General features: G+C 70.8%; 22 protein-coding genes. 10 read left to right on the top strand and 12 right to left on the bottom strand.

Annotation, left to right across the window (positions count from 1 at the left end):
* Positions 1–79: 79 nt before the first annotated feature.
* From Sru01_RS27070 to dnaA, 5 genes are all read right to left on the bottom strand, one after another.
* Positions 80–604, bottom strand: coding sequence for a DciA family protein (locus Sru01_RS27070; protein WP_307812086.1), 525 nt, complete (start codon positions 602–604; stop codon positions 80–82).
* On the bottom strand, positions 594–1,766 hold the full coding sequence (recF, locus tag Sru01_RS27065) for a DNA replication/repair protein RecF (RefSeq protein ID WP_203991212.1): 1,173 nt from the start codon (positions 1,764–1,766) through the stop codon (positions 594–596). The genes Sru01_RS27070 and recF overlap by 11 nt, the downstream gene beginning before the upstream one ends.
* Before the next feature lie 81 nt (positions 1,767–1,847).
* Complete coding sequence (gene gnd / locus Sru01_RS27060) at positions 1,848–2,858, bottom strand: phosphogluconate dehydrogenase (NAD(+)-dependent, decarboxylating) (RefSeq protein ID WP_275412215.1); 1,011 nt, start codon at positions 2,856–2,858, stop codon at positions 1,848–1,850.
* 32 nt (positions 2,859–2,890) lie between these two features.
* Entirely contained in the window at positions 2,891–4,027 is a 1,137-nt protein-coding gene (dnaN, locus tag Sru01_RS27055) for a DNA polymerase III subunit beta (protein ID WP_203991208.1), read from the bottom strand.
* A gap of 576 nt (positions 4,028–4,603) precedes the next feature.
* Complete coding sequence (dnaA, locus tag Sru01_RS27050) at positions 4,604–6,532, bottom strand: chromosomal replication initiator protein DnaA (RefSeq protein WP_203991206.1); 1,929 nt, start codon at positions 6,530–6,532, stop codon at positions 4,604–4,606.
* A gap of 604 nt (positions 6,533–7,136) precedes the next feature.
* Between dnaA and rpmH the strand changes: the two genes are divergently transcribed.
* The 9 genes from rpmH (at position 7,137) to Sru01_RS27005 (ending at position 14,287) form a co-directional block, all read left to right on the top strand.
* On the top strand, positions 7,137–7,274 hold the full coding sequence (gene rpmH, locus Sru01_RS27045) for a 50S ribosomal protein L34 (RefSeq protein WP_203991204.1): 138 nt from the start codon (positions 7,137–7,139) through the stop codon (positions 7,272–7,274).
* A 100-nt stretch (positions 7,275–7,374) separates the two neighbouring features.
* The gene (rnpA, locus tag Sru01_RS27040; protein WP_203991202.1) at positions 7,375–7,767 is read left to right on the top strand and encodes a ribonuclease P protein component; all 393 of its coding nucleotides are present in this window, start codon (positions 7,375–7,377) and stop codon (positions 7,765–7,767) included.
* 86 nt (positions 7,768–7,853) lie between these two features.
* Positions 7,854–8,105 (top strand): membrane protein insertion efficiency factor YidD, encoded by a 252-nt coding sequence (gene yidD, locus Sru01_RS27035; protein ID WP_239137773.1) that lies wholly within the window; start codon positions 7,854–7,856, stop codon positions 8,103–8,105.
* 4 nt (positions 8,106–8,109) lie between these two features.
* Positions 8,110–9,075 (top strand): membrane protein insertase YidC, encoded by a 966-nt coding sequence (gene yidC / locus Sru01_RS27030; protein WP_203991195.1) that lies wholly within the window; start codon positions 8,110–8,112, stop codon positions 9,073–9,075.
* 27 nt (positions 9,076–9,102) lie between these two features.
* Positions 9,103–9,603 carry a Jag family protein gene (locus Sru01_RS27025; protein ID WP_203991194.1) on the top strand — a complete coding sequence of 167 codons (501 nt, stop codon included), beginning with the start codon at positions 9,103–9,105 and terminating at the stop codon, positions 9,601–9,603.
* A gap of 459 nt (positions 9,604–10,062) precedes the next feature.
* Entirely contained in the window at positions 10,063–10,752 is a 690-nt protein-coding gene (gene rsmG / locus Sru01_RS27020; RefSeq protein ID WP_203991191.1) for a 16S rRNA (guanine(527)-N(7))-methyltransferase RsmG, read from the top strand.
* Positions 10,753–10,943: 191 nt separating this feature from the next.
* On the top strand, positions 10,944–11,822 hold the full coding sequence (locus Sru01_RS27015; protein WP_239137769.1) for a ParA family protein: 879 nt from the start codon (positions 10,944–10,946) through the stop codon (positions 11,820–11,822).
* Positions 11,823–11,953: 131 nt separating this feature from the next.
* Positions 11,954–12,916 (top strand): ParB/RepB/Spo0J family partition protein, encoded by a 963-nt coding sequence (locus Sru01_RS27010; protein ID WP_203991185.1) that lies wholly within the window; start codon positions 11,954–11,956, stop codon positions 12,914–12,916.
* A gap of 324 nt (positions 12,917–13,240) precedes the next feature.
* Entirely contained in the window at positions 13,241–14,287 is a 1,047-nt protein-coding gene (locus tag Sru01_RS27005) for a threonine aldolase family protein (RefSeq protein WP_203991181.1), read from the top strand.
* 76 nt (positions 14,288–14,363) lie between these two features.
* Here Sru01_RS27005 and Sru01_RS27000 read toward each other — a convergent pair whose 3' ends face one another.
* Positions 14,364–15,314 (bottom strand): D-alanine--D-alanine ligase family protein, encoded by a 951-nt coding sequence (locus tag Sru01_RS27000; protein WP_203991178.1) that lies wholly within the window; start codon positions 15,312–15,314, stop codon positions 14,364–14,366.
* A gap of 98 nt (positions 15,315–15,412) precedes the next feature.
* Positions 15,413–16,645, bottom strand: coding sequence for an aminotransferase-like domain-containing protein (locus Sru01_RS26995; RefSeq protein ID WP_203991262.1), 1,233 nt, complete (start codon positions 16,643–16,645; stop codon positions 15,413–15,415).
* A 395-nt stretch (positions 16,646–17,040) separates the two neighbouring features.
* Here Sru01_RS26995 and Sru01_RS26990 point away from each other — a divergent pair, with 395 nt between their 5' ends.
* Positions 17,041–17,658: a GNAT family N-acetyltransferase gene (locus Sru01_RS26990; protein ID WP_203991175.1), complete on the top strand. Its 618-nt coding sequence runs from the start codon at positions 17,041–17,043 to the stop codon at positions 17,656–17,658.
* A gap of 249 nt (positions 17,659–17,907) precedes the next feature.
* Here the strand turns inward: Sru01_RS26990 and trxA are convergent, their stop codons facing one another.
* The 5 genes from trxA to Sru01_RS26965 form a co-directional block, all read right to left on the bottom strand.
* Positions 17,908–18,231 carry a thioredoxin gene (gene trxA, locus Sru01_RS26985; RefSeq protein ID WP_203991172.1) on the bottom strand — a complete coding sequence of 108 codons (324 nt, stop codon included), beginning with the start codon at positions 18,229–18,231 and terminating at the stop codon, positions 17,908–17,910.
* A 12-nt stretch (positions 18,232–18,243) separates the two neighbouring features.
* Positions 18,244–19,185: a thioredoxin-disulfide reductase gene (gene trxB / locus Sru01_RS26980; RefSeq protein ID WP_203991170.1), complete on the bottom strand. Its 942-nt coding sequence runs from the start codon at positions 19,183–19,185 to the stop codon at positions 18,244–18,246.
* A 195-nt stretch (positions 19,186–19,380) separates the two neighbouring features.
* Entirely contained in the window at positions 19,381–20,358 is a 978-nt protein-coding gene (locus Sru01_RS36360) for an anti-sigma factor family protein (RefSeq protein ID WP_203991168.1), read from the bottom strand.
* Complete coding sequence (gene sigM / locus Sru01_RS26970; protein ID WP_203991166.1) at positions 20,348–20,992, bottom strand: RNA polymerase sigma factor SigM; 645 nt, start codon at positions 20,990–20,992, stop codon at positions 20,348–20,350. Before sigM ends, Sru01_RS36360 begins: the two co-directional genes overlap by 11 nt.
* A gap of 13 nt (positions 20,993–21,005) precedes the next feature.
* Positions 21,006–22,508: a protein kinase family protein gene (locus Sru01_RS26965; protein WP_203991163.1), complete on the bottom strand. Its 1,503-nt coding sequence runs from the start codon at positions 22,506–22,508 to the stop codon at positions 21,006–21,008.
* Between the last annotated feature and the right edge of the window lie 92 nt (positions 22,509–22,600).

Here is a 22,600-nt window from a genome sequence, read left to right as displayed (position 1 = left end):
CTACCGTCACCGTGATTCTGACCGGTTTCCCCGGGGGTGACGCCCCGGGTTCGCCGATCGGTCGGCCGGACGGGCGGGCTCAGCCGTAGGTGTCGCCCGGGCCGCGGCTGCCGGTGACCCGCAGACCGCCCGCCGGGCGGGGCCCGTACTGCGGGCCGCGCACCGTGACCCGTCGCACCGTACCGTCGCCGAGCTCCTCGTTCAGCCGCCTGACCAGGGTCGATGCCAGCAACCTCACCTGGGTCGCCCAGGCGGTGGAGTCGGCGGTGACCACCACCTCGCCTTCGGTGAAGCTCTCCGGTTTCGTGTGCGCGGCCAGGTCGGGGCCGACGATCTCCCGCCACCGGCCGAAGACCCCGCCCACGGCGACCGGCTGCTCCCAGCCCCGGTCGGCGAGCAGCTCCCGGATGGCACGTCCGAAAAGCTGCGGATCGCCGGCGTCACGGCGGGCGGCGCCGCGGCGCCGCGGCTCCCGGCGGGGCAGCCGGCCGCGCCGGGCCGCGTCGGCCTTCGCCTGGGCCAGCTTCTCGCGCGCCAGGGCGGCGCCGCGTGCCGTGACGCCGTCCGCGGACCGGCCGCCGGGGGATTCCGGCTCATCGGACACGGGTCACGCTCCCTTCCGACACGTCGAACCGCGCGCCCGCCAGCCGGGCGGGGACGTCCTCGGGCACGGCCGCGGTGATCAGCACCTGCTCGGCGGGCGCCACGATGTCGGCGAGGGCGGCCCGCCGCCGGGCGTCCAGCTCGGCGAACACGTCGTCCAGGATCAGCACCGGGTCGCCGCCCTCCGCCCTCAGCAGGTCGTAGGCGGCCAGCCGCAGGGCCAGGGCGAACGACCACGACTCGCCGTGGCTGGCATAGCCGCGGGCGGGCAGATCACCGAGCATGAGCCCGAGATCGTCCCGGTGCGGGCCGACCAGGGTGACCCCGCGCTCCAGCTCGGCCCGCCGTACCTCGAGCAGGCCCGCGCGCAGGGCCTGCTCCAGCTCCGCGGCCGTGGCCGGACCGGCGGGCAGGGTGCCGCGGTACTCGATGTCCGCCGGCGGCGAGGCCGGGGCGAGCAGGGCGTAGGCCTTGGCGACCAGCGGGCGCAGCGCCACGACCAGCTCCAGCCGCGCGGCGAGCAGCTCGGCGCCGTGCCGGGCCAGGTGGGCGTCCCAGACCTCCAGGGTGCTGAGCGGGTCTCCGGCGCCGGCGGCGGCGAACCCGGCCTCGGCCTCCTGCCGCCGCGTGCCCGGCCGGCGGCCGCCGCGCGCCTGCGCGGCGGTGCGCAGCAGTGCCCCGCGCTGCTTGAGCACCCGGTCGTAGTCGGCCCGGACCCCGGCGAACCGCGGTGCCCGCGCCACCAGGAGGTCGTCCAGGAAGCGGCGGCGGTCGGCGGGGTCGCCCTTGGCCAGCGCGAGATCCTCCGGGGCGAACAGGACCGTGCGCAGCAGGCCGAGGATCTCCCGCGGCCGGGCCACCGGCGCCCGGTTGAGCCGGGCACGGTTGGCGCGGCCGGGATTGATCTCCAGCTCGACCAGCGCGCGCCGGTCGTCGCGGACCACCGCGCAGCGGACGATCGCGCGCGCGGCCCCCTGGCGCACCAGCGGCGCGTCGGTGGCCACCCGGAAGCTGCCGAGCGTGGCGACGTAGCCGATCGCCTCGACGAGGTTGGTCTTGCCCTGGCCGTTCGGCCCGACCAGCGCGGTCACCCCGGGGTCGAGCTCGAGCTCCACGGCGGGGTAGGACCGGAAGTCGGTCAGCGACAGGTGGGCGACACGCACCCCACGAAGGTTAGCCCGCCCCTAGGACAACACGGGCACGCCCCGCCCCGATCGTTCACATCGGCCCCGGCGGCGCCGGCATCACCCCTGCGGATCGACCGGCGGGGCCACGTCGGCACCCGGCGCGTCGGCGCCCTTCTCGCGCTGGCCCTGGACCGCGGAGACCGCGTGACCGCCGAACTGGTTGCGCAGGGCGGCGACCATCTTCATCGCGGGCGAATCCTCCTGCCGGGAGGCGAACCGGGCGTACAGCGCGGCGGTGATCGCCGGCAGCGGCACGGCGTGGTCGATGCCCGCCTGGACCGTCCAGCGGCCCTCGCCGGAGTCGGCGGCGTATCCCTTGAGCTCCGACAGGTCCGGATCCTCCTGCAGGGCGCGGGCGACCAGGTCCAGCAGCCAGGAGCGGATGACGGTGCCGCTGCGCCAGCTCTTGAAGGTGCCCGCCACGTCGGTGACGATGTCGGTGGCCTCCAGCAGCTCCCAGCCCTCGGCGAAGGACTGCATCATGCCGTACTCGATGCCGTTGTGCACCATCTTGGCGAAGTGGCCGGCACCGACCTCGCCGGCGTGCACGAAGCCGTCCTCGCCCTCGGGCTTGAGCGACCGGAACACCGGCATGAGCATCTCGACGTGGCGGGGGTCGCCACCGACCATCAGGGCGTACCCGTTCTCCAGGCCCCAGACGCCGCCGCTGACCCCGACGTCGACGAACCCGATGCCCTGGCCGGCCAGCGCCTCGCTGTGCTTCCGGTCATCGAGGTAATGCGAGTTGCCGCCGTCCACCAGCACGTCACCGTCGGACAGCAGGGCGGCGAGCTCCTTGACGGTGGCCCTGGTCGGGTCGCCCGACGGCACCATCACCCACACCGCGCGCGGCGCCTGCAGCCGCTCGACCAGCTCGGCCAGGTCGCCGACGTCGCTGACCTTCGGATCACGGTCGTACCCGACCACGTCATGGCCCGCGCGGCGCAGCCGCTCGGCCATGTTGCCGCCCATCTTGCCCAGTCCGACCATGCCGATCTGCATCGCTGCCACTCCTCGTGAAGGTCTCCGCCGTCCCCTGTCCGCCCGCGCGCCCCCGTACCCGGCCACCGGCCGTCCAATCGGGATCGACGCGGAGGATCCTAGCTCGACAGGCGAATCGGCATGATGAGGTACCGGTAGTCGGGGGTGCCGCCGTCGTCCACCGGCTTTCCACCGGTGAGGATGGCGGGCTTGGTCGAGGTGGTGAACTGCAGCCGCGCGACGTCGGAGTCGATCGCGCCGAGCCCCTCCAGCAGGAACTGGTGGTTGAAGGCGATGTTGATCTCCTCGCCGTCGAAGTCGACCGGCAGCACCTCCACGGCCTGCGCCTCGTCCCCGCTGCCGGCCTCCAGCACCACCTCGCCGCCGCGGAAGGCCAGCCGGACGGGGGTGTTGCGCTCGGCCACCAGCGCGACGCGCTTGACGGCCTCCACGAACGCCGACGTGGCGATCTCGGCGTGCGAGGAGAACTCGGTGGGCAGCAGCGAGCGGTACTTGGGGAACTCCGGATTGAGCAGGCGGGTCGTGGTACGCCGCCCCGCGCTGGCGAAGCCGATCATGCCCTCGCCGGTGCCGCCGGTGGAGCTGAGCGCGATCTCGACCTCGGCACCGGTGGTGAGCGACTTGGCGGTGTCGGCGAGGGTGCGGCCGGGGATCATCGCGATCGCCGAGATGTCCGGCTGCTCGGGCTGCCACTTCAGCTCGCGGACCGCCAGGCGGTAGCGGTCGGTGGCGGCGAGGGTGACGGTGTCGCCCTCGATCTCCATCCGCACCCCGGTGAGCATCGGCAGCGTGTCGTCCTTGCCCGCGGCCACCGCGACCTGGGCGACGGCGGAGGAGAAGACGTCGCTGCCCACCCGGCCCGCGGCCGGCGGCATGGCGGGCAGCGTGGGGTAGTCCTCGGTGGGCATCGTCAACAGGGTGAAGCGGGCGCTGCCACAGGTGACGACGGCCTTGGCGCCCTCCACCACGAAATCCACAGGCTGTGCGGGAAGCGAGCGGGTGATCTCGGCGAGCAGCCGCCCGGAGACGAGCACCACGCCGGGGTCCCCGGTCTGCAGGTCCAGCGTCACCTCGGCGGAGACCTCGTAGTCGAAGCCGGAGAGCTTGAGCTGGTGCTCCTCGGTCACCTCCAGCCGCATGCCGGCGAGCACCGGCACCGAGGGCCGGGCGGGCAGGCTGCGGGCGGTCCACGCGACCGCCTCTGCGAGTACGTCTCGGTCGACCCGGAACATCACGTGGATCCGCCTCCTGTGGGTGGTGTGTGGCTTGTCGCGGCCTTGGTCCCGGCCCGACCGGCGCTGGTTCAAGTGTTCACCCTCCCGCCAGGGAGAGCGCCCAGAACCCTTCTATGGGTCTTGAGTTCTTAGTAGAGAGAGATACAGGTCATCTCAGTAGGGGGTGTGGATACTGTGGAAGTCTAATGTCCCCGCAGGTCAGGGGGCATTTTTTGTCCACCGGCCCTGTGGGTGGGCGGTGGACAACCCGGCGCCGCCTGGGGATGACCGAAGGTTTCCCACAGGCCGTCCACAGTTTCCGGGGGCTTCATCCACCGGTCATCCACCATGTTTCCACCGGTTATCCACGGGGTAAAAGACAACCTAGGTGTCGACCGAAGCGCGTTCGCACAGGCCGTCCCCAGGTCATCCACCGGTTGTCCCCAGGTCTTCCCCAGGATGTCCCCAGAGTTGTCCACAGGCGGGACGAGACGGGAATCCGGCCGAGCGCTTGCTTGTGAGTCGGTCGGCGGGGGATTTGGTCGATTCATCGGAACTATGCCCTGATCCACAGAGATATCCACAGGCTGTGGATCATCAAGCGCTTCGTGAGTTCTGTTTGATGCGATTCGTCAGTTCAGTTACCTGGTTGTACATAGAACGACGCTCGGCCATCAGGGAACGGATTTTGCGTTCCGCGTGCATCACCGTGGTGTGGTCGCGCCCGCCGAACTGCTGCCCGATCTTCGGCAGCGAGAGATCGGTGAGTTCCCGGGCCAGGTACATGGCGATCTGCCGGGCCGTCACCAGCACCCGCGAGCGCGACCCGCCGCACAGGTCGTCGATCGACAGGCCGAAGTAGGCCGAGGTCTGGGCCATGATCGTGGCGATCGTGATCTCCCCGCTGGAGTCCTCGGTGATGAGGTCCTTCAGCACCACCTCCGCCAGCTGCAGATCGACGGACTGGCGGTTGAGGCTGGCGAAGGCGGTCACCCGGATCAGGGCGCCTTCCAGCTCCCGGATATTGGTGGAGATCTTGCTGGCGATGTACTCCAGCACATCACCCGGCGCGGCCAGCTTCTCCTGGATGGCCTTCTTGCGGAGGATGGCGATCCGCGTCTCCAGCTCAGGCGGCTGGACGTCGGTGATCAGCCCCCACTCGAAGCGGTTGCGGAGCCGGTCCTCCAGGGTGACCAGCTGCTTGGGCGCCCGGTCGCTGGAGATGACGATCTGCTTGTTGGCGTTGTGCAGCGTGTTGAAGGTGTGGAAGAACTCCTCCTGCGTCTGCTCCTTGCCCTCCAAGAACTGGATGTCGTCCACCAGCAGGATGTCGACCGCCCGATAACGGGCCCGGAAGCCGTCCGCCTTGTGGTCGCGGATGGAGTTGATGAAGTCGTTGGTGAACTCCTCCGAGCTCACGTAGCGCACCCGCGCGCCGTCGTAGAGACGCTGGGCGTAGTGGCCGATCGCGTGCAGCAGGTGCGTCTTCCCCAGGCCCGAGTCACCGTAGATGAACAGCGGGTTGTACGCCTTGGCCGGGGCTTCGGCGACGGCGACGGCGGCGGCGTGCGCGAAGCGGTTGGAGGCGCCGATGACGAAGGTCTCGAAGGTGTACTTCGGGTTCAGCCGGGCCGGTTCGCTCGGCTTGCCGCCCCGGGCGTCCCACCGGTTCTGCGTCGGCCGGTCGAAGCCGTCGCGGGCCTGCCGGGGCTGGTCGTCGGGGCGATCGGCGAACGGCGCCGGCCCGCCGAAGCCCCCGCCGTGCCGGGGGTACGGCTGTGCCCCGTCCGCCGGTGGATAGGGGCGGGACGTGGAGTCGTCCTGTGGATAGCCTTTGGCCGCCTCGTCCCTGGGGAACGGCCGCCCCTGGTCGCCGCGCGAAAACGCCTGGCGTCCGTCGTCCTCCCCGGCGAAACGCGCGGACCGGCCGTCGGTCGATGCCGGCCGGCGGTCCTGGTGCGCGTCGTCCTGGCGGCCGCCGAAGCCCTCGGCGGGTGGGTAACCGCCAGGGGAATGTCCACCACCAGGACCGGTGCCGGAGTCGGCGGCGTAGGAATCCTCCCCGCCGCCATACCCCTGGGGATAACCCTGCCCCTGTGGCCGATCCTGTGGATAAGCGGTGGACGAGCCGGAGCCGGCGTAGCCCTGACGTCCGTCAGAACTCGCTCTACCAGGGGGTTCATAGCCCAACTGCTGTTGTCCACCTTGGGGATGACCGGACTGCACACCCTGTGGATAACCTTCGGCCCGGGGCGCCGGCGGGTTGTCGGTCGGCTGCTCCACGATGACCGCCACCCGCACCGGATGGCCGAACTGCCGGGTCAGCGCCTGGCTGATCGGCGTGCGCAGCTTGGTCTCCAGGACATCCTTGGCGAAATCGTTGGGCGTCACCAGGATGATCGTGTCGTTGGCCAGGCCGATCGGGCGGGTCATGGTCAGCCAGACACGCTGCTGGTGCGGAATGGCACCTTCGGAGAGGCTCTCGAGCGCTCGTGTCCACAACAGGCCGAGGTCGACACCGTCCATCGGTCGGCCCTCCTCCCTTACGCGGCCCCCGTGCGCTCACCGCGCTAGTTATCCACAGTCGCGCCGGCCGGAGTCGCCTTCCCGGCGCCGGGCCCGCACGCCCCTCTCCACAGCGTTGTCCGCAGGCTCCCTTCGGCGATCCACAGCGTATCCACACGGTATCCACAGGCCCGGCACGGAGCCCGGGTGCGTTGACCATATGAAAGACGGTACGGAAGGGCCGACGGTAGCACCGTGCACATCCCTGTTGAAGACGTTGTCCACAGCCTAGTGGCAGGCTGGGGGCAACACGATGCACATCCTGTGGATGACGTGACGCCGGTGGATAACCACCCTGTGGATTAGTGGATAACTCAGCGTGATGGGCGCGTGGCGACGGGCGCGGCGGGTGATGCCGGCGGCATGTGATGGCCGCGGCGCACCGGCCGGCGCCCGAGTCTCGGCGAGGGCGCCGGTTTGACCTCAGGGGCGCCCGCCCCGTAACGTACGACGGTCGGCTTGTCGCGCGACGCCACTTCGGCGTGCCCGCGCCACTCGGCAGGCCGTGCCCTGTGTGTCAGTCGCCCGCACCGTGTGCGGGTGAGATAAAGCCTGGAGCCCACTCGTGAGCAAGCGTACTTTCCAGCCGAACAACCGTCGCCGCGCGAAGACCCACGGCTTCCGGCTGCGCATGCGCACGCGGGCCGGCCGTGCGATCATCGCCGCCCGCCGCCGCAAGGGCCGTGCGGAGCTGTCCGCCTGACAGCGCCGAGCGCCCGGTGCACGCGCCTCGCCCGTCGGAATGATGACCGGCGGGCGATAGCCGTGCCCGGGCACATGTCCGTCTGAAAGCAGGTCCCGTCGTGCTGCCGTCCCACTCCCGTATGCGCCGGGCCGGAGAGTTCGCGGCCGCGATCCGCGGTGGAAGGCGCGCCGGCCGGCCGACCCTGGTGGTCCACCTGAGCGACCGCGGTGATCCGCGGCATGCCCCCCTGGTGGGCTTCGTGGTGAGCAGGGCGGTGGGCGGGGCCGTCGTGCGCAACCGGGTCAGGCGCCGGCTACGGCATCTGGTGCGGGCCAGGCTCGACATGCTGCCGGGAGGTAGCCTGCTTGTTGTACGCGCCAATCCACCGGCGGCGTCGGCGCGCAGCGAGCAACTCGCCGCCGAGCTCGACGTCGCGCTGGACCGGTTGATCGGGCGCCGGGTGCCGGGACGAACCCCCCGATCGCCGGCGGTTACGGATGGACGAGCATGAACAGCGGTGATCCGCGGGTGAAGGAGCAGGACGGGACGGCTACCGTCGCGTCCGCGGGCCCGCCAGAGCGGGCTGCGGCCCCTTCTGTGCCCGTGCGGCTCCTGCTGGCCCCCATCCGGTTCTATCGAGCATTCATCAGCCCCCTTCTCGGGCCGCGATGCCGGTTCGAACCATCATGTAGTGCCTATGGCCTCGAAGCGATCGCCGTGCATGGCGCGCTGCGCGGGCTCTGGCTGACCGCCAGGCGTATCGGGCGTTGTCACCCATTCCATCCGGGAGGCTACGACCCGGTGCCTCCGCGCCCGGTCCGGTCCCACGACGAAACGCAAGGGAGCTAGCTCGGTGGAGCTGTCATTCCTGGAGCCGCTGTACACGGCGGTCGCTACGGTGATCGCTTGGATTCACTACGCGTACACCCTCATCATCCCCCCGGACAACGGGCTCAACTGGGCGCTGACCATCATCACGCTGACCGTGCTGATGCGTCTGCTGATCTTCCCGCTGTTCATGAAGCAGATGCGCTCGTCGCGCAAGATGCAGGAGCTGGCTCCGAAGATCCAGGACATCCGTAAGCGCTACAAGAACGACAAACAGCGCATGAACCAGGAGGTCATGAAGGTCTACCAGGAGGGCGGCGCGAACCCCCTCGGTGGCTGCCTCCCGGTGGTGGCGCAGTTCCCGATCTTCATCTCCGTCTTCACCGTCCTCCAGGCCATCGCCCAGAACAAGGCGCGATTCGGCATGGAGCCGTCGATGGTCGCCAGCGCCCGGTCGGCGCACATCTTCGGCGCGCCGGTGCCGGCCACCTTCTTCACCAGCGCCAAGGACATCATGGGCTTCGGCGCCGACCCGGTGGCCACCAAGATCGTGCTCGGTATCTTCGTCGCGATCAGCTCGGCCACCACCTTCCTCACCGTGCGGCAGAGCGTCACCCGGTCCATGGCGCAGATGCCGGACAACCCGATGGCGCAGCAGCAGAAGATCCTGATGTACATCTCGCCACTGTTCGCGGTGTTCAGCCTGAACTTCGCGCTCGGGCTTATCCTTTACTGGGTCACCACCAACCTGTGGACGCTCGGTCAGCAACACTGGTTCTACAGCCGCCATCCGATGCCGGTCGTCGACGCCAAGGGCAATGTGGTGCAGCCCGAGCCGAAGCCCGGGGTGCTGAGCAAGATCCTGCCGAGCCGTTCCGCCAAGGCCCCGCAGGACGCTCCGGCCCCCGAGTCGCAGCCGGAGCCGAAGGTCGTCCGCCAGCAGCCGACCCGGCAGCCGCGCAGCAAGCGCACGGGTTCCAAGAAGTCGTAGCCGGTTGTCGTGAAGGAGAGTCCGGACGTGACCGAAGTCAACGAGGAAAAGGCCGCCCCGGCCGCGCCCGACGTCGCCGCCCTCGAACAGGAGGGCGAGATTGCGGCGGACTACCTCGAAGGGCTGCTGGACATCGCCGACGTCGACGGCGACATCGACATGGACGTGGAGGGCGATCGGGCGGTCGTCTCCATCGTCGACATCAAGGGCAGCGATCTGGTGGGCACCGGTGGTGAGGTACTGGAGGCGCTGCAGGAGCTCACCAGGCTCGCCGTGCACCGCCGCACCGGGGAACGCTGCCGGCTGATGCTGGATGTGGCGGGCTACCGGCAGGGCCGCCGGGCCGAGCTGAGCAAGCTCGGGGCGCGGGCCGCGGAGGACGTGAAGCGTTCCGGCCAGTCCAAGTCCCTGCACCCGATGACCCCGTTCGAGCGCAAGATCGTGCACGACGCGGTGGCCGCGGCCGGGCTGCGCAGCGAGTCGGAGGGCGAGGAGCCGGAGCGTTACGTCGTGGTGCTGCCGTCCTGAACACCGGCCGGTAGCCGCGGGCGACCGGCGATTGACGATGACCTCCGCCTGGTGCACTGACCGGTGCGCCGGACCGGCCGAGACGACGAGGGCCGCCGATCCGTTCGGGATCGGCGGCCCTTCGGTTCTGCGCCGGTCCGGCTCGGCCGGACCGGCGATCCGATGCGTCATCTCCTTTGTAGCCCTCCTGGCACCGCCAGGCTCGCCGCACCTGGCGGCTTGTCGCGATCATGGGCGGAAAATGACCGGGGGATCACGGCCGTCTTGCCGTGGCTCTGGCATAGTGCCTCTTTCGCCGGAGCGCCTGGGTGCGGCCCCGTTCGGCGGCGGGACCGCCGGGCCGCAAGAGGGCCGGCGCCGTGGCACGTTCGTCCACAGGTGCCGCGTCACCGGGAGGAACGCCGGTCAGGGCGGCTACTCTTACGCGAAGATGTTGTGACCGTTCTAGTTGAGTGAGTGATGGCGGAAACCGACGAGCTGCCCCAGGCGCCCGCTGTGGCGCGCGAGGTCTTTTCCGGTGACGCCTGGCCGCGTGCGCAGGCGTTCGCCGAGATGCTGGCCGGGCCAGGGGTGGTGCGCGGGCTGCTCGGCCCACGAGAGATTCCGCGTATCTGGGACCGCCACCTGCTCAACTGCGCGGTGGTCGCCGAGGCGGTTCCGCAGGGCGCCCGGCTGGTGGACATCGGGTCGGGCGCCGGCCTGCCAGGTCTCGTGCTGGCCATCGTCCGGCCTGATCTCCAGGTGACGCTGCTGGAGCCGCTGCTCCGCCGGACGATCTTCCTCGACGAGTGCATCCGGGATCTGAAGCTGGCCAATGTGCAGGTGCTGCGCGGCCGGGCCGAGGAGATCGCCGGCAGTGGCGAGTTCGATGTCGCCTCCGCGCGGGCCGTGGCGCCCCTGGAGCGCCTGCTGTCCTGGGCGATGCCGTTGCTACGGGTCGACGGGCAGTTGCTGGCGATGAAGGGGGAGCGGGCCGCGGCCGAGTTGGCGGAGGTGCGCGACCAATTGCCGCGTTATGGGGCGGCGACCGCCGAACTTGTCGTGGTCGGGCGCGATATGGTCGATCCGCCCGCGACTCTGGTCCGGGTGGTCGCCGGACGCCCGCCCGCTCGGAGCGCACAGGGTACGCGGCGCCGACGGAAGAGGTGACGGTTATGCCGGATACGGCAGGTGGCCTGGGCTGGCCGCGCAGTCATGTCTCCCGCTCGGCGGGACGGCCGACCGGTCTTGGCTGGCCGATCGCCGCTGTCTCCGCGCCGGCCGAAAGGACGACCGCTTTGCCCCCTCAGCCCCCTGCCCGTCCCGGCGATTCGCCCCTGGTCCGAGAGGCGCTCAGCTCAGTGGTTTCACGTGAAACAGCCCCGTCCACGCCGGCGGCCGCCACCCCCGTCGGCTACTCGTCCGCGAGCCGGGAGGGGCAATGGCCCCGGCCGCCGAAACGCCGCGTCATCACCATCGCCAACCAGAAGGGCGGGGTGGGCAAGACGACCACGGCGGTGAACCTGGCCGCGGGGCTTTCCATGCACGGTCAGCGAGTGCTGGTGCTGGACCTCGACCCGCAGGGGAACGCCTCCACCGCGCTGTCCGTGGAGCACCGAGGGGACATCCCGTCGGTCTACGAGGTTCTGGTGGAAGACCTGCCGTTGAAGGAGATCGTCAACCCGGTCCCTGACATGCCTGATCTCTACTGTGCGCCGGCCACCATCGGCCTGGCCGGCGCGGAGATCGAGCTGGTTTCGCTGGTGGCCCGGGAGGCCAGGCTGAAGCGGGCGCTGGAGGCCTTCGACTCCATCGACCTCGACTACATCTTCATCGACTGCCCGCCCTCCCTCGGGCTGCTCACCGTGAATGCCATGGTGGCCGCGGAGGAGGTGATGATCCCGATCCAGTGCGAGTACTACGCGCTGGAGGGGGTCAGCCAGCTGCTGCAGAACGTGGAACTGGTACGGGTGCACCTGAATCAGGCACTACGTGTCTCCACCATCCTGCTCACCATGTACGACGGCCGCACCCGGCTGGCGTCCCAGGTCGCCGAAGAGGTCCGGTCGCACTTCGGGGAGACGGTCCTCAATACGGTGATCCCGCGCAGCGTCCGGGTGTCCGAGGCGCCGAGCTACGGGCAGTCCGTGCTCACCTACGACGCGGGATCCAGCGGTGCCCTCGCGTATATGGACGCCGCACGGGAGATCGCCTTCCGGGGTGCGGCGACCACCGAGTGATCGAGGCCGGTGGCGGTACCCTCCTGTGGAGTGGTCCGCTCGCCGGGCGTATCAGTACATCCGCAGCAATCAGCACGTTCTCCCGGGGATGGTGACGGTCTCCCGGGTGGGATGTCGGGCGAGGAGGAGTCGTGGCCCAGCAGAGGCGTGGACTGGGGAAGGGACTGGGAGCCCTGATCCCCACCGGGCCTGCCGTCGAGAGGCCGGCCGCGTCGGCGGCCGTGCCGGAACCGGCCGCGCCGGCCGACGACCGGCTGGTGCCGGTCGCGGGCGCCTACTTCATGGAGATCCCGGTGGAGGCCATCGTGCCCAACCCCCGGCAGCCACGAGAGATCTTCGATGACGAGGCGCTGAGCGAGCTTGCGGACTCGATCCGGGAGGTCGGCCTGCTGCAGCCGGTGGTGGTCCGGGCATCAGGACCGGGACGGTATCAGCTGATCATGGGGGAGCGGCGCTGGCGTGCCTCCACGCTCCTGGGTCTCGAGGTCATTCCGGCGATCGTCCGCAGCACTCAGGACGACGACCTGCTCCGGGACGCACTCATCGAGAACCTGCAGCGGGAGCAGCTCAACGCGCTGGAGGAGGCGGCGGCCTACCGTCAGCTGCTCGACGACTTCGGCGCCACCCACGAGCAGCTCGCCCAGCGGATCGGACGCTCGCGCTCGCACATCACCAACACCCTCCGCCTGCTCAACCTCCCGCCCAACGTCCAGTTGCGGGTGGCGGCCGGCACCATCAGTGCGGGCCACGCCCGGGCGTTGCTGACGCTCAGCGATGGGGCGGCTCAGGAGCACCTGGCCGGCCGGATCGTGGCCGAAGGCCTCTCGGTGCGCACCGTGGAGGAGATCGTCTCGATGGGTGAGGCGACCGCCGCTCCCGCGCCGCGGACGAAGCGGGCGAAGGATGCGCCGGAGCCGGCACTGGCCACCCTCGCGCACCGGCTGTCCGACCACTTCGAGACCCGGGTGAAGGTGGACCTCGGCCGGCACAAAGGCCGGATCGTCGTCGAGTTCGCCTCCATGGACGACCTTGAGCGCATCATCGGCGCAATGGCTCCTGGAGCCGCCGCGGCCATGAACGTTCTCGACGACTGACTTCCGGCCGAGCGTCATGGTTTCACGTGAAACAGCTAGAGGACGTTCTTGCCGCGGGGGCGAAAGAGTCGGCCGGTTTCACGTGAAACAGTGACCGCATGCAGCACGATCGGGCGTGCCGGCCCAGGCGATCGAGGGCGGCGGTGAGGTTCGCCGGTGATGTTCCCGGGCCGAGCCGACCGCCCATGGCAGCCGTCGCCGGTGGCCGAGGAGCCACAGGGTCGAGGAGCCACAGGGCCGCCGACGGTGGATCTTCGACCGGGTCGAAGCGGGTCGATGCCCGGGGACGCCCGCCGATGATCCGCCGCGGCGTAGCCTTACCGGGTGACCGACTCCCGTTACCCGAAGAGTTTCGCCAGCGACAACCACGCCGGGACGCATCCGGCGGTACTCGACGCGATCAGCGCGGCCAATGTCGGTGACGCGCCCGCCTATGGGGACGATCGCTGGACGAGTGACTTCGCCGGCCGGATCCGTGCCGAGTTCGGGGCGGCAGCGACCGGTCTGGCCGTCCTGAACGGGACCGGTGCCAACATGCTGGGCCTCGGGGCGATGCTGACCCGCCGCTACGACGCCGTCGTCTGTGCCGACACCGCGCACATCGCGACGCATGAGACCGGCGCCACCGAACGCGTCCTCGGCGTCAAGCTCGTCACGGTGCCCACCGCCGACGGCAAGCTGAGCCCGGATGACGTCACGGCACGGCTCGGCGGTCGCGGGAACATCAGCGAGGTCCAGCCGCGCGTCCTGTCCATCTCGCAGGTGACCGAACTCGGCACCTGTTACTCGCCGGACGAGATCGCCGCGCTGGCCCGGACCGCGCACGACAACGACATGTTGCTGCACATGGACGGCGCCCGGCTGGCCAACGCGGCGGCCTTCCTCGGTTGCTCGCTGCGCGACCTCACCACGGATGCCGGCGTGGACGTCCTCAGCTTCGGCGCCACGAAGAACGGTGCGCTGGCGGGGGAGGCGGTCGTGATGCTGCGCCCCGAGCTGGCCGAACCCGGCCGGTTCCTGCGCCGCCAAACGCTCCAGCTCGCCTCGAAGATGCGGTTCGTCTCGGCTCAGCTCACCGCGCTGTTGACCGACGGATTGTGGCGGCGCAACGCCGCCCACGCCAACGCGATGGCCCGCCGGCTGGCCGACGGCATCGATGATCTACCGGATCTGCGGATCCGCTGGCCGGTCGAGTCGAACGCGGTCTTCGCCTCGCTGCCCGCACCGGCGATCAGTGAGCTCCAGGACCGCTATCTCTTCCACGTCTGGGATCCGGCCGCCGGAGTCGTCCGCTGGATGACCGCCTTCGACACCTCGGCGGAGGACGTCGATCGATTCGTCGCCGACATCCGCGGAATGCTGAAGGACTGATCGCCGAACGGAAGCCCGTTCCGCCCGCACCTGGCTGCGGCACCCGGCCCCGCCGGCGAGAAAGTGCGGCGGGGGATCAGCGGCGGTCGCGTGCGACCTGGAGCAGACGGTGGCAGATGGCGCCGAGGTCCTTGCCGGCGGCCTCGACGGCCATCGGCAGCAGGGAGGTCTCGGTCATGCCGGGTGCCACGTTCACCTCCAGGAAGTGCGGGCGGCCATCGGCGTCGACGATCATGTCGGTCCGGGACAGGTCGCGCAGGCCGAGAGCGCGGTGCGCGGTGACCGCGAGCTCCGCGCAGGCGTCGGCCACCTCGGGGCGCAGCCGCGCCGGCGCGAAGAACTCGGTGTGCCCGGCGGTGTAGCGGGCCGAGTAGTCGTAGACGCCTTCGTCCGCGACGATCTCCACCGGCGGCAGGGCCTCCGGGCCGTCACCGAGGTCGATCACCGAGACCGCGACCTCGACCCCCTCCACGTACCGCTCGATCAGCGCGGTGTCCCCGTAGGCGAAGCAGCCGACCATGGCGGCCGGCAACTCGTCGGCCTTGCGGACGATGGAGCCGCCGAGAGCCGACCCACCGCGAGACGGCTTCACGAACAGCGGCAGCCCGAGACGCTCGATGATGCGGGCGAGCACGGCGGACGCGCCGAGGTCGTGGAAGGTCTCCTTGGGTAGCACGACGGCCTCGGGCGTGGGCACGCCGACCGAGCGCACGACGGTCTTGGCGGTCGGCTTGTCGTAGGCGATCCGGCAGGCGTCGGGAGTGGCGCCGACGTACGGCAAGGAGAGCAGCTCCAGCACCGACCGGATGGCGCCGTCCTCGCCGCTGCCGCCGTGCAGGGTCACGAAAACCACGTCCGGCGGATCGGCGAGCACCGCCGGCACCAGGCCGGCGTCGGTGTCGCGCACCTGCACGTCGATCCCGCCGGCCCGGAGCACGTCGCTCACGCGGCGTCCGGAGCGCAGGGAGACCTCACGCTCGTAGGACAGGCCGCCTGCCAGCACCAGGACATGGCCGAGATCGCTCATCTAGCGCCCTTCTCGTGTCAGCGGAAAACGGTGGCCGGCGCCCGCCACTCGTGCGGTCGCCGGCCGTGGAATCACCGGTCGGTCACCCGGTGCCAGGATCAGGTGACGTCGGGGCCGGGTGTGTCCACCCCGCCGTGCGCACGCACCGAGCCGGTGCCGAAGGTGTCGCGCAGCAGAAGATCCTGCTGGACGACCCCGGCGAGGCGGCGGACGCCCTCGCGGATGCGCTCCGGTTCGGGGTAACAGTACGACAACCGCATGTTCCTTACCCCGGCGGCGTCGGCGTAGAACCCGGTGCCGGGCACGAAGGCGACCCGCTCGGCGACGGCACGCGGCAGCATCGCCTTGGAGTCCAGCCCTTCCGGCAAGGTCAGCCAGACGAAGAAGCCGCCGGCCGGCCGGGTCCAGCTGCAGCCGGGCGGCATCAGCGCCTCCAGCGCGCCGAGCAGCGTGTCCCGCCGCTCGCGGTACAGCTCGCGGAACGCCTTGATCTGCTCTCGCCACGGCTGCGTCGCCAGGTACTGCCCGACGGCGAGCTGGGTGAAGCTGGAATGGGACAGCACCGCCGACTCCAGGGCGAGCACCAGCTTGTCGCGGACGGCGTGCGGGGCGAGGGCCCAGCCGACCCGGAACCCCGGGGCCAGCGTCTTGGAGAACGACCCCAGGTAGACCACCCCCTCGGGGTCGTCCGCGCGCAGCGCGCGCATCGGCTCGCCGTCGAAGCCGAGCAGGCCGTACGGGTTGTCCTCCACCACGAGCACGCCGGCGCGCCGGCAGATCTCCAGGACCTGGTGGCGGCGGGCGGCGCTGAGCGTGACGCCCGCGGGGTTCTGGAAGGTGGGCACGGTGTAGAGGAACTTGATCCGCCGGCCGGCCCGGTCCAGCGACGCGATGGTCTCGGCCAGCACCTCCGGGATCAGGCCTTCGTCGTCCATGTCGACGTGCACGACGGACGCCTGGTAGGCCGCGAAGGTGCCGAGGGCACCGACGTAGGACGGCCCTTCGGCCAGCACGACGTCGCCCGGGTCGATGAAGATACGCGTGATCAGGTCCAGGGCCTGCTGCGAGCCCACGGTGACGACGACGTCGTCGGGGGCGGCGTCGATGCCCTCGAGGCGCATGAAGTCGCAGATCTGCTCGCGAAGATGCGGGTCGCCCTGCGCGGAGCCGTACTGCAGCGCGACGGTGCCGCGCCGGGCCACCAGATCGGCGACCAGCTCGCCGACCGCGTCCAGGGGGAGGGCCGTGACGTACGGCATGCCGCCGGCCAGCGAGACCACCTCGGGCCTCGACGCGACGGCGAAAAGAGCTCGGATCTCGGAGGCGACCATCCCGGCGGCACGCGCGGCGTACCGGTCGATGTAGGTGTCGATTCGCGACCCCTGGGCCGCCGTCCGCCGACCGTGATCCTGCTCTTCCGGCACGGTCCACCTCCTAGGTCAATAGCGGGGCTATGACGTCGTGAGAGTCCAGCGTACGGCAGTGCGCCGTCCAGCCCTTCCGGTTTTACTGACTAAAGGTGCAGTTCATGACATATGACCTGGTGGTACCGGCTGCCGGCCGCCCAGATCATCCAACGGACGGCGCGGGCGACCGGAAGGGCGGCCCGGGGCGAGGGATCACCGCCGGCGGCCTTCCCTCGGCTACCATGCCAGTCGGGAGACGCCGTATCGGCGCGCCTTTCCGCCATGACTCGCGTTCGTCTTCGCCAGGATCGGGGGCCCGGGTGTCGCGTCGGCTGGTGAACGTCACGCTGGACAACCTTGACGACCTGCCTCGTCGTTGCCGGCGGTGCGTCTTCTGGGAGCTCGACCCGGTGACCGGGGAACGGGCCCAGCAGGCGGGTGATCCCGGCCTGGAGAAGGAGGCGTGGGTCTCGGCCACGCTGCTGGAGTGGGGCAGCTGCGGCAAGATCTGCTACGTGGACGGAGTGCCGGCCGGTTTCGTGCTCTACGCGCCGCCGCTGTACGTGCCTCGCGCGGTCGCCTTCCCGACCTCCCCGGTCAGCGCGGACGCGGTGCTGCTCATGACCGCGCACATCGTGCCGGAGTTCTCCGGCGGAGGCCTCGGCCGGATGATGATCCAGGGCGTCGCCAAGGACCTCACCCGGCGCGGGGTGCGCGCCATCGAGGCCTTCGGCGACCTGAAGTGGGAGCAGCCAGGATGCGTGCTGCCCGCCGAATACCTGCTGGCCGTGGGGTTCAAGACCGTCCGGCCGCACCTGCGCTATCCGCGGCTGCGCCTGGAGTTGAAGACCGCCGTCTCCTGGCGGGAGGACGTCGAGGTGGCGCTGGAGCGCCTGCTGGGCTCTATGAGCCCGGAACGCGCGCTGCGCCCGGTCTGAACCCGGTATGAGCCCGGTTGAGCGGCTCCGGTGGCCGCCGCGCCGGACCGGATCCGCCGCCACGCCCGGTTCGCGGACCCGGCGGCCACCACCGGTTGCGCGGGACATGTCCGGCCCGCTGCCGGATCCACGCGGCGAGGCGTGCCGGTGAGGCAACGTCGCGATCCCCGAGCCGCCCGCCGGCGGCGTCGCACCGCCGGAAACGCGAAGAGCCCGCCGCGACCGGCGCGGCGGGCTCAGCGTGGCCGGCTAGATGACGCCGTCGAGCTCGCGGAGCAGCATCGCCTTCGGCTTGGCACCGATGATCTGCTTGACCACCTCGCCGCCCTTGTAGACGTTCAGCGTCGGGATCTGCAGCACGCCGTAATCCCGCGGGACCTGCGGGTTCTCGTCAATGTTGATCTTGACGATCGTCAGCTTGTCGGCGTGCTCGTTCGCGATCTCCTGCAGGATCGGCGCGACCTGGCGGCACGGACCACACCACTCCGCCCAGAAGTCGACCAGGACGGGTTTGTCACTCTGCAGGACCTCGGTGTCGAAGGTCGCGTCGGTGACGGACTTGATGGCGCCCATGATGATCTCCCCTTAACTGTTGGCGCTGGCGTGGTCGGCCAGCCACCGCTCGGCGTCCAGCGACGCCGAGCAGCCGGTGCCGGCGGCCGTGATGGCCTGGCGGTAGGTGTGGTCGACGACGTCGCCGGCGGCGAAGACGCCGTCCAGGTTGGTCCTGGTGGACGGCGCGTCGACGACGACGTAACCCTCCTCGTCGAGATCGAGCTGCCCGCGGAAGAGCTCGGTGCGCGGGTCGTGGCCGATGGCGATGAACAACCCGGTGACCGGAAGCTCGCTCTCGTCTCCGGTCTTCAGGTTGCGCAGTCGCACGCCGGTGACCCTGGACTCGCCCAGGACGTCGATCACCTGGCTGTCCCAGACGAAACGGATCTTCTCGTTGGCGAAGGCCCGGTCCTGCATGATCTTGCTGGCCCGCAGTTCGCCGCGCCGGTGCACCACGGTGACCGACCGGGCGAACCGGCTCAGGAAGGTGGCCTCCTCCATCGCGGTGTCGCCGCCGCCCACGACCACGATGTCCTGGTCGCGGAAGAAGAAACCATCACAGGTGGCGCACCAGGAGACCCCGTGGCCGGACAGCCGCTTCTCGTTCGGCAGGCCGAGCTCGCGGTAGCCGGAACCGGTGGCGACGATCACGGTGCTCGCCAGGTAGGTGTCGGTGGCCGTCTTGACGACCTTCGGCGTACGCGCCAGGTCGACCTCGACGACGTCGTCGGCGACCAGCTCGGCGCCGAACCGCTCCGCCTGCTTGCGCAGATGGTCCATCAGGTCCGGCCCGAGGATGCCGTCGGGGAACCCGGGGAAGTTCTCCACATCGGTGGTGTTCATCAGGGCGCCGCCCGCGGTGACGGACCCCTCGAACACGAGCGGGTGCAGGTCGGCACGTGCCGCGTAGATCGCGGCCGTGTAACCGGCCGGCCCGGATCCGATGATGATCACGTTACGGACGTCGCTCACGCCTGTCGCCTTTCCTGCCCTTGGTAGTCGCTCCCGGCCACCCGGTGCCCCGGCCGGGTCGTCTTCGTGCCGGTGCAGTGGCGTCAACAGATCCTAGGCGCCTGGTGTTCCCGGCCGGCCGACGCCCCGCCCCGACATGGCGAAGTCCCCCGCGGATCGCCGCGGGGGACTCCGATCGTCAGGCGGGACGCACGGTCACTGCCAGCGGCTGACCACCGGCTGGCGGACGTTCTGGCAGCGGTCGTCCACCACGTACACCCAGACCGCGTTGTGCAGGCGGTCCTTCCAGAAGGCCATCATGGTGGCGTCCTTGCCGCGGTACTGCGCCCGGTCGACCCCGATCGGGTTCGGCGACCGCTGGAGGTTCAGCCGGCGGCCGACCCTGGCCGAGATCTGCGACACGCAGCGGGTGACCGCCGGATCGGCCGAGGCGTCGTTGCCCGATCCGGGGGTCGCGCCGAGGTAGGTGTTCAGCGGGCCCTTGAGCGCGGCGGCGGAGTAGTTGTAGCCGCTCTTGCCGATCACGTACCGGCGGCCGGCCGACGCGCGCTCGGTGCCACCGGGGGGCCGCTGCGCCGCCCCCGGCACGTCGGCCGGGTGCTGTCCCTGGGCGACGGTCGCCGGCGCGGCGCCGGTGCCCGTGGCGCTCAGCAGATTGACCGTCACACCGCCGACGCCGATGGCGCCCGCGGCGGCCACTCCCGCGGCCAGCGGCGCCAGCCAGCGACGGCGCCGTCCGGGCCGCCGGGACCTGGCCGGCGTGATCGAACCGTCGCCGGCCACCACGCCGAGACGCGGCACCGGCTCGGGGGCCGGTGCCGCGGGCAGCTGGGGAACGGCCGGCTCCACCGGCGTGGCCGGGACCTCCCACGGCGCGCCGGCCATCATGCGGTCCCAGTCCGGCGCCTCCGCCAGTTGCAGGCCGCCCCGCGCCTGCCGGGCCTCCGACTCGGCGGCCAGGGCCTTGTCGACGCGGAGCGCGACGCCCATGGGCATCGCCGGCACCGGCATCGCCGCGAGCACCTCGCGGACCGCCGCCAGGTCGGCGAGGCTCTCCCCACAGGGATCGCAGACCGCGAGATGCTCGCGGACCCGCGCCGCCGTACCGGCGTCGAGGAGACCTTCGGCCAGATCGCCCAAGGTCTCCAGGTCGTAGTGCGTATCACCCGTCACGAAGTTGTGCTCCCTTCGCGGATGAGACGCGAGTGAGATCTGATCGGTTCCGCAGATGCGCAAGAATCGGGGCGAGTTTGGCGCGGCCCCGGGCGCACCTGCTCTTGACCGTGCCGGTGGGCACGTCGAGCACCTGCGCGGCGTCGTCCACCGAGTAACCCATCATGTCGACCAGCACCAGCGCGGCCCGCTGGTCGGAGGGCAGCAGCTTGAGCGCGGCCGTGACCTCCATGGAGACGTCGCGGTCCCCGGTCTGGTCGGGCACGGGCGTGTCGCGCTCGGCGGCCTCCACCAGCTCGTCGTCGGCGACCGGGCGGATGGCCTTGCGGCGCATCCGGTCCAGGCAGGCGTTCACGACGATGCGATGGAGCCAGGTGGTGACCGCCGCCTCGCCGCGAAAGCTCTCGGCCTTGCGGTAGGCGGAGACGAAGGCGTCCTGGACGGCGTCCGCCGCCTCGTCGGGGTCGCCCAGCGTGCGCAGCGCGACCGCCCACATGCGGTCGCGATGTCGCCGGACGATCTCGCTGAAGGCGTGTGGATCGCCGCCGATATGGCTCGTCAGCAGGTCGGCGTCGGACAACGCGGACCGTGCGGAGGCCTGGGCCGCCGGCGGGCTGTCGGGAGGAGGGTTCACAACGCGTGTCCTGTTAGGCCGATCCGGGAGAGTGCACCACTACGTCATAGATGGTGCCACGAAACTTCCCTTCAAATGCTGGAAGGCGCGTAAACCAGATCAAAACGTACTGGCCGGTGGCCGCCTTTTCCGGGGTGAGGGTCACCGTGCCGGAGATGTTGTCCTGCTCAGCGACCTTCTTGAGGGACTTCAGGTCGGTGCTGTCGCCGACCCGCAACTCCAGCGACGCGCCGGGCGTGTCGCCCAGGGAGACGACCACGTCGGAGACCGGCGTCTGCTTGCCCATGTTGAGGACCAGCCCGACCCCGGTCTTCAGCCGCCCGAAATCGGCGCTCTGGTAACTGTCGGTATGCCATTCGGTGGACGGCTTGCCGTCGATCGCCATCCGGGCCCACTCCGGATGCTCGACGCCGTCGCCCAGCGGGTCGAACCCGTCGGCACCGACCGGTTTGACCGTCACGATCTTCGGCGGGGCCGGTTGGGAGGCCTGCGGGGTGTTGCCCGGCTCCGGCTGCCGCCGGCCGAGGCTCTGGCCCAGGCTCCACGCGCCGAGCCCGACTGCGGCGATGACCAGCAGGATCACCATGGTGACCATTACCCGGCCCGCCGCGCCCTGGCGGCGCGGACCGCCCAGCGCGTGCGGGGACGTCTGCTGGGCCGGCCGCGAGACGGTGGCGGAGCCGCCGCGGGGGTCCTCCGGCGCCTCGGCCCGCAGCGCCACCGCGGGCGGCGCGGACGTCACCGGCACCGGCGCCGGACGTGGCACCTCGGCGAGCGCGTCGGCCACCTCGGCCGGGGTGGCCAGCGCGGGCAGGCCGCGCCGGGCCTCCTGCAGCATGGCCCGGCAGGTGATGGCGTCCAGGAAGCCGGGCACGCCCGCGGTGACCTGGCGGGGGGTGCACACCTTCCCGTCGTCGAGCGGCGCCGGCGGCAGATCGACGTCGCCGCCGCCGGGCCAGTGGCCGGTCAGCGCGGTGTAGAGCAGGCGGCCGAGCCCCTGGGCGTCCTCCTGGGCCGGATCGTCGCTCTCCTCGGCGCACAGCGCGGCGTCCACCGCCAGGCCGAGCAGCTTGACGGTGTTGCCCGCCGTCCAGATGAGCCGGTCGGGAGTGAGGCAGAGATGGGAGAGACCGGACTGATGGGCGTGGGCGACCGCCTCGGCGGCCTCGGCCACCAGCGCGGCCGCGCGTTCGGGGGCCAGCGGGCCGGCGGCCACCATGTCGGTGAGGGTCTCGCCGGTGACCCACTCGCTCACGACGTACGCCTGCCCGTCCTCCTCGGCGGCGTCGAAGACCTGGGTGAGCCGTGGATCGGTCAGCCGGCTGGCGCCGCGCGCCGCCGTCACCACCTCGGCGGTCCGGTCGAAGTCCGGCGCCAGCGTCAGGACGCAGACCGGCCGGGCCAGCACCTCGTCGATGGCCTTCCACAGGGTGGCGCCACCTGACTCGCTGACGCGATCCTCCAGGCGGAACCGGTCGGCCAGCCGGCCGCCGGGCTCCACGGCGGGGGCGCTCATGAGGCGGTCCTCTCTCCGGTCGTGGGCGATGTCCGAGCGAATATCCCCACGCCCCTCCTGCTGCTCCTTCGGCCGGTGGTGCCACATCTCCA

The organism is Sphaerisporangium rufum (assembly GCF_016863395.1).
In the GTDB taxonomy this organism is placed as follows: Bacteria; Actinomycetota; Actinomycetes; order Streptosporangiales; family Streptosporangiaceae; genus Sphaerisporangium; species Sphaerisporangium rufum.
The sequence above is the reverse complement of the archived record's forward strand: the minus strand, read 5'-3'. Positions and strand labels throughout refer to the sequence as shown.

Coding starts and splice junctions, on each gene's coding strand:
- dnaA (WP_203991206.1), bottom strand. CDS start 6,532: ATGGACGGTGTCGACCTCGGCCTGTTGTGGACACGAGCGCTCGAGAGC.
- rsmG (WP_203991191.1), top strand. CDS start 10,063: ATGGCGGAAACCGACGAGCTGCCCCAGGCGCCCGCTGTGGCGCGCGAG.
- Sru01_RS27000 (WP_203991178.1), bottom strand. CDS start 15,314: ATGAGCGATCTCGGCCATGTCCTGGTGCTGGCAGGCGGCCTGTCCTAC.
- Sru01_RS26995 (WP_203991262.1), bottom strand. CDS start 16,645: ATGGTCGCCTCCGAGATCCGAGCTCTTTTCGCCGTCGCGTCGAGGCCC.
- trxA (WP_203991172.1), bottom strand. CDS start 18,231: ATGGGCGCCATCAAGTCCGTCACCGACGCGACCTTCGACACCGAGGTC.
- Sru01_RS26965 (WP_203991163.1), bottom strand. CDS start 22,508: ATGAGCGCCCCCGCCGTGGAGCCCGGCGGCCGGCTGGCCGACCGGTTC.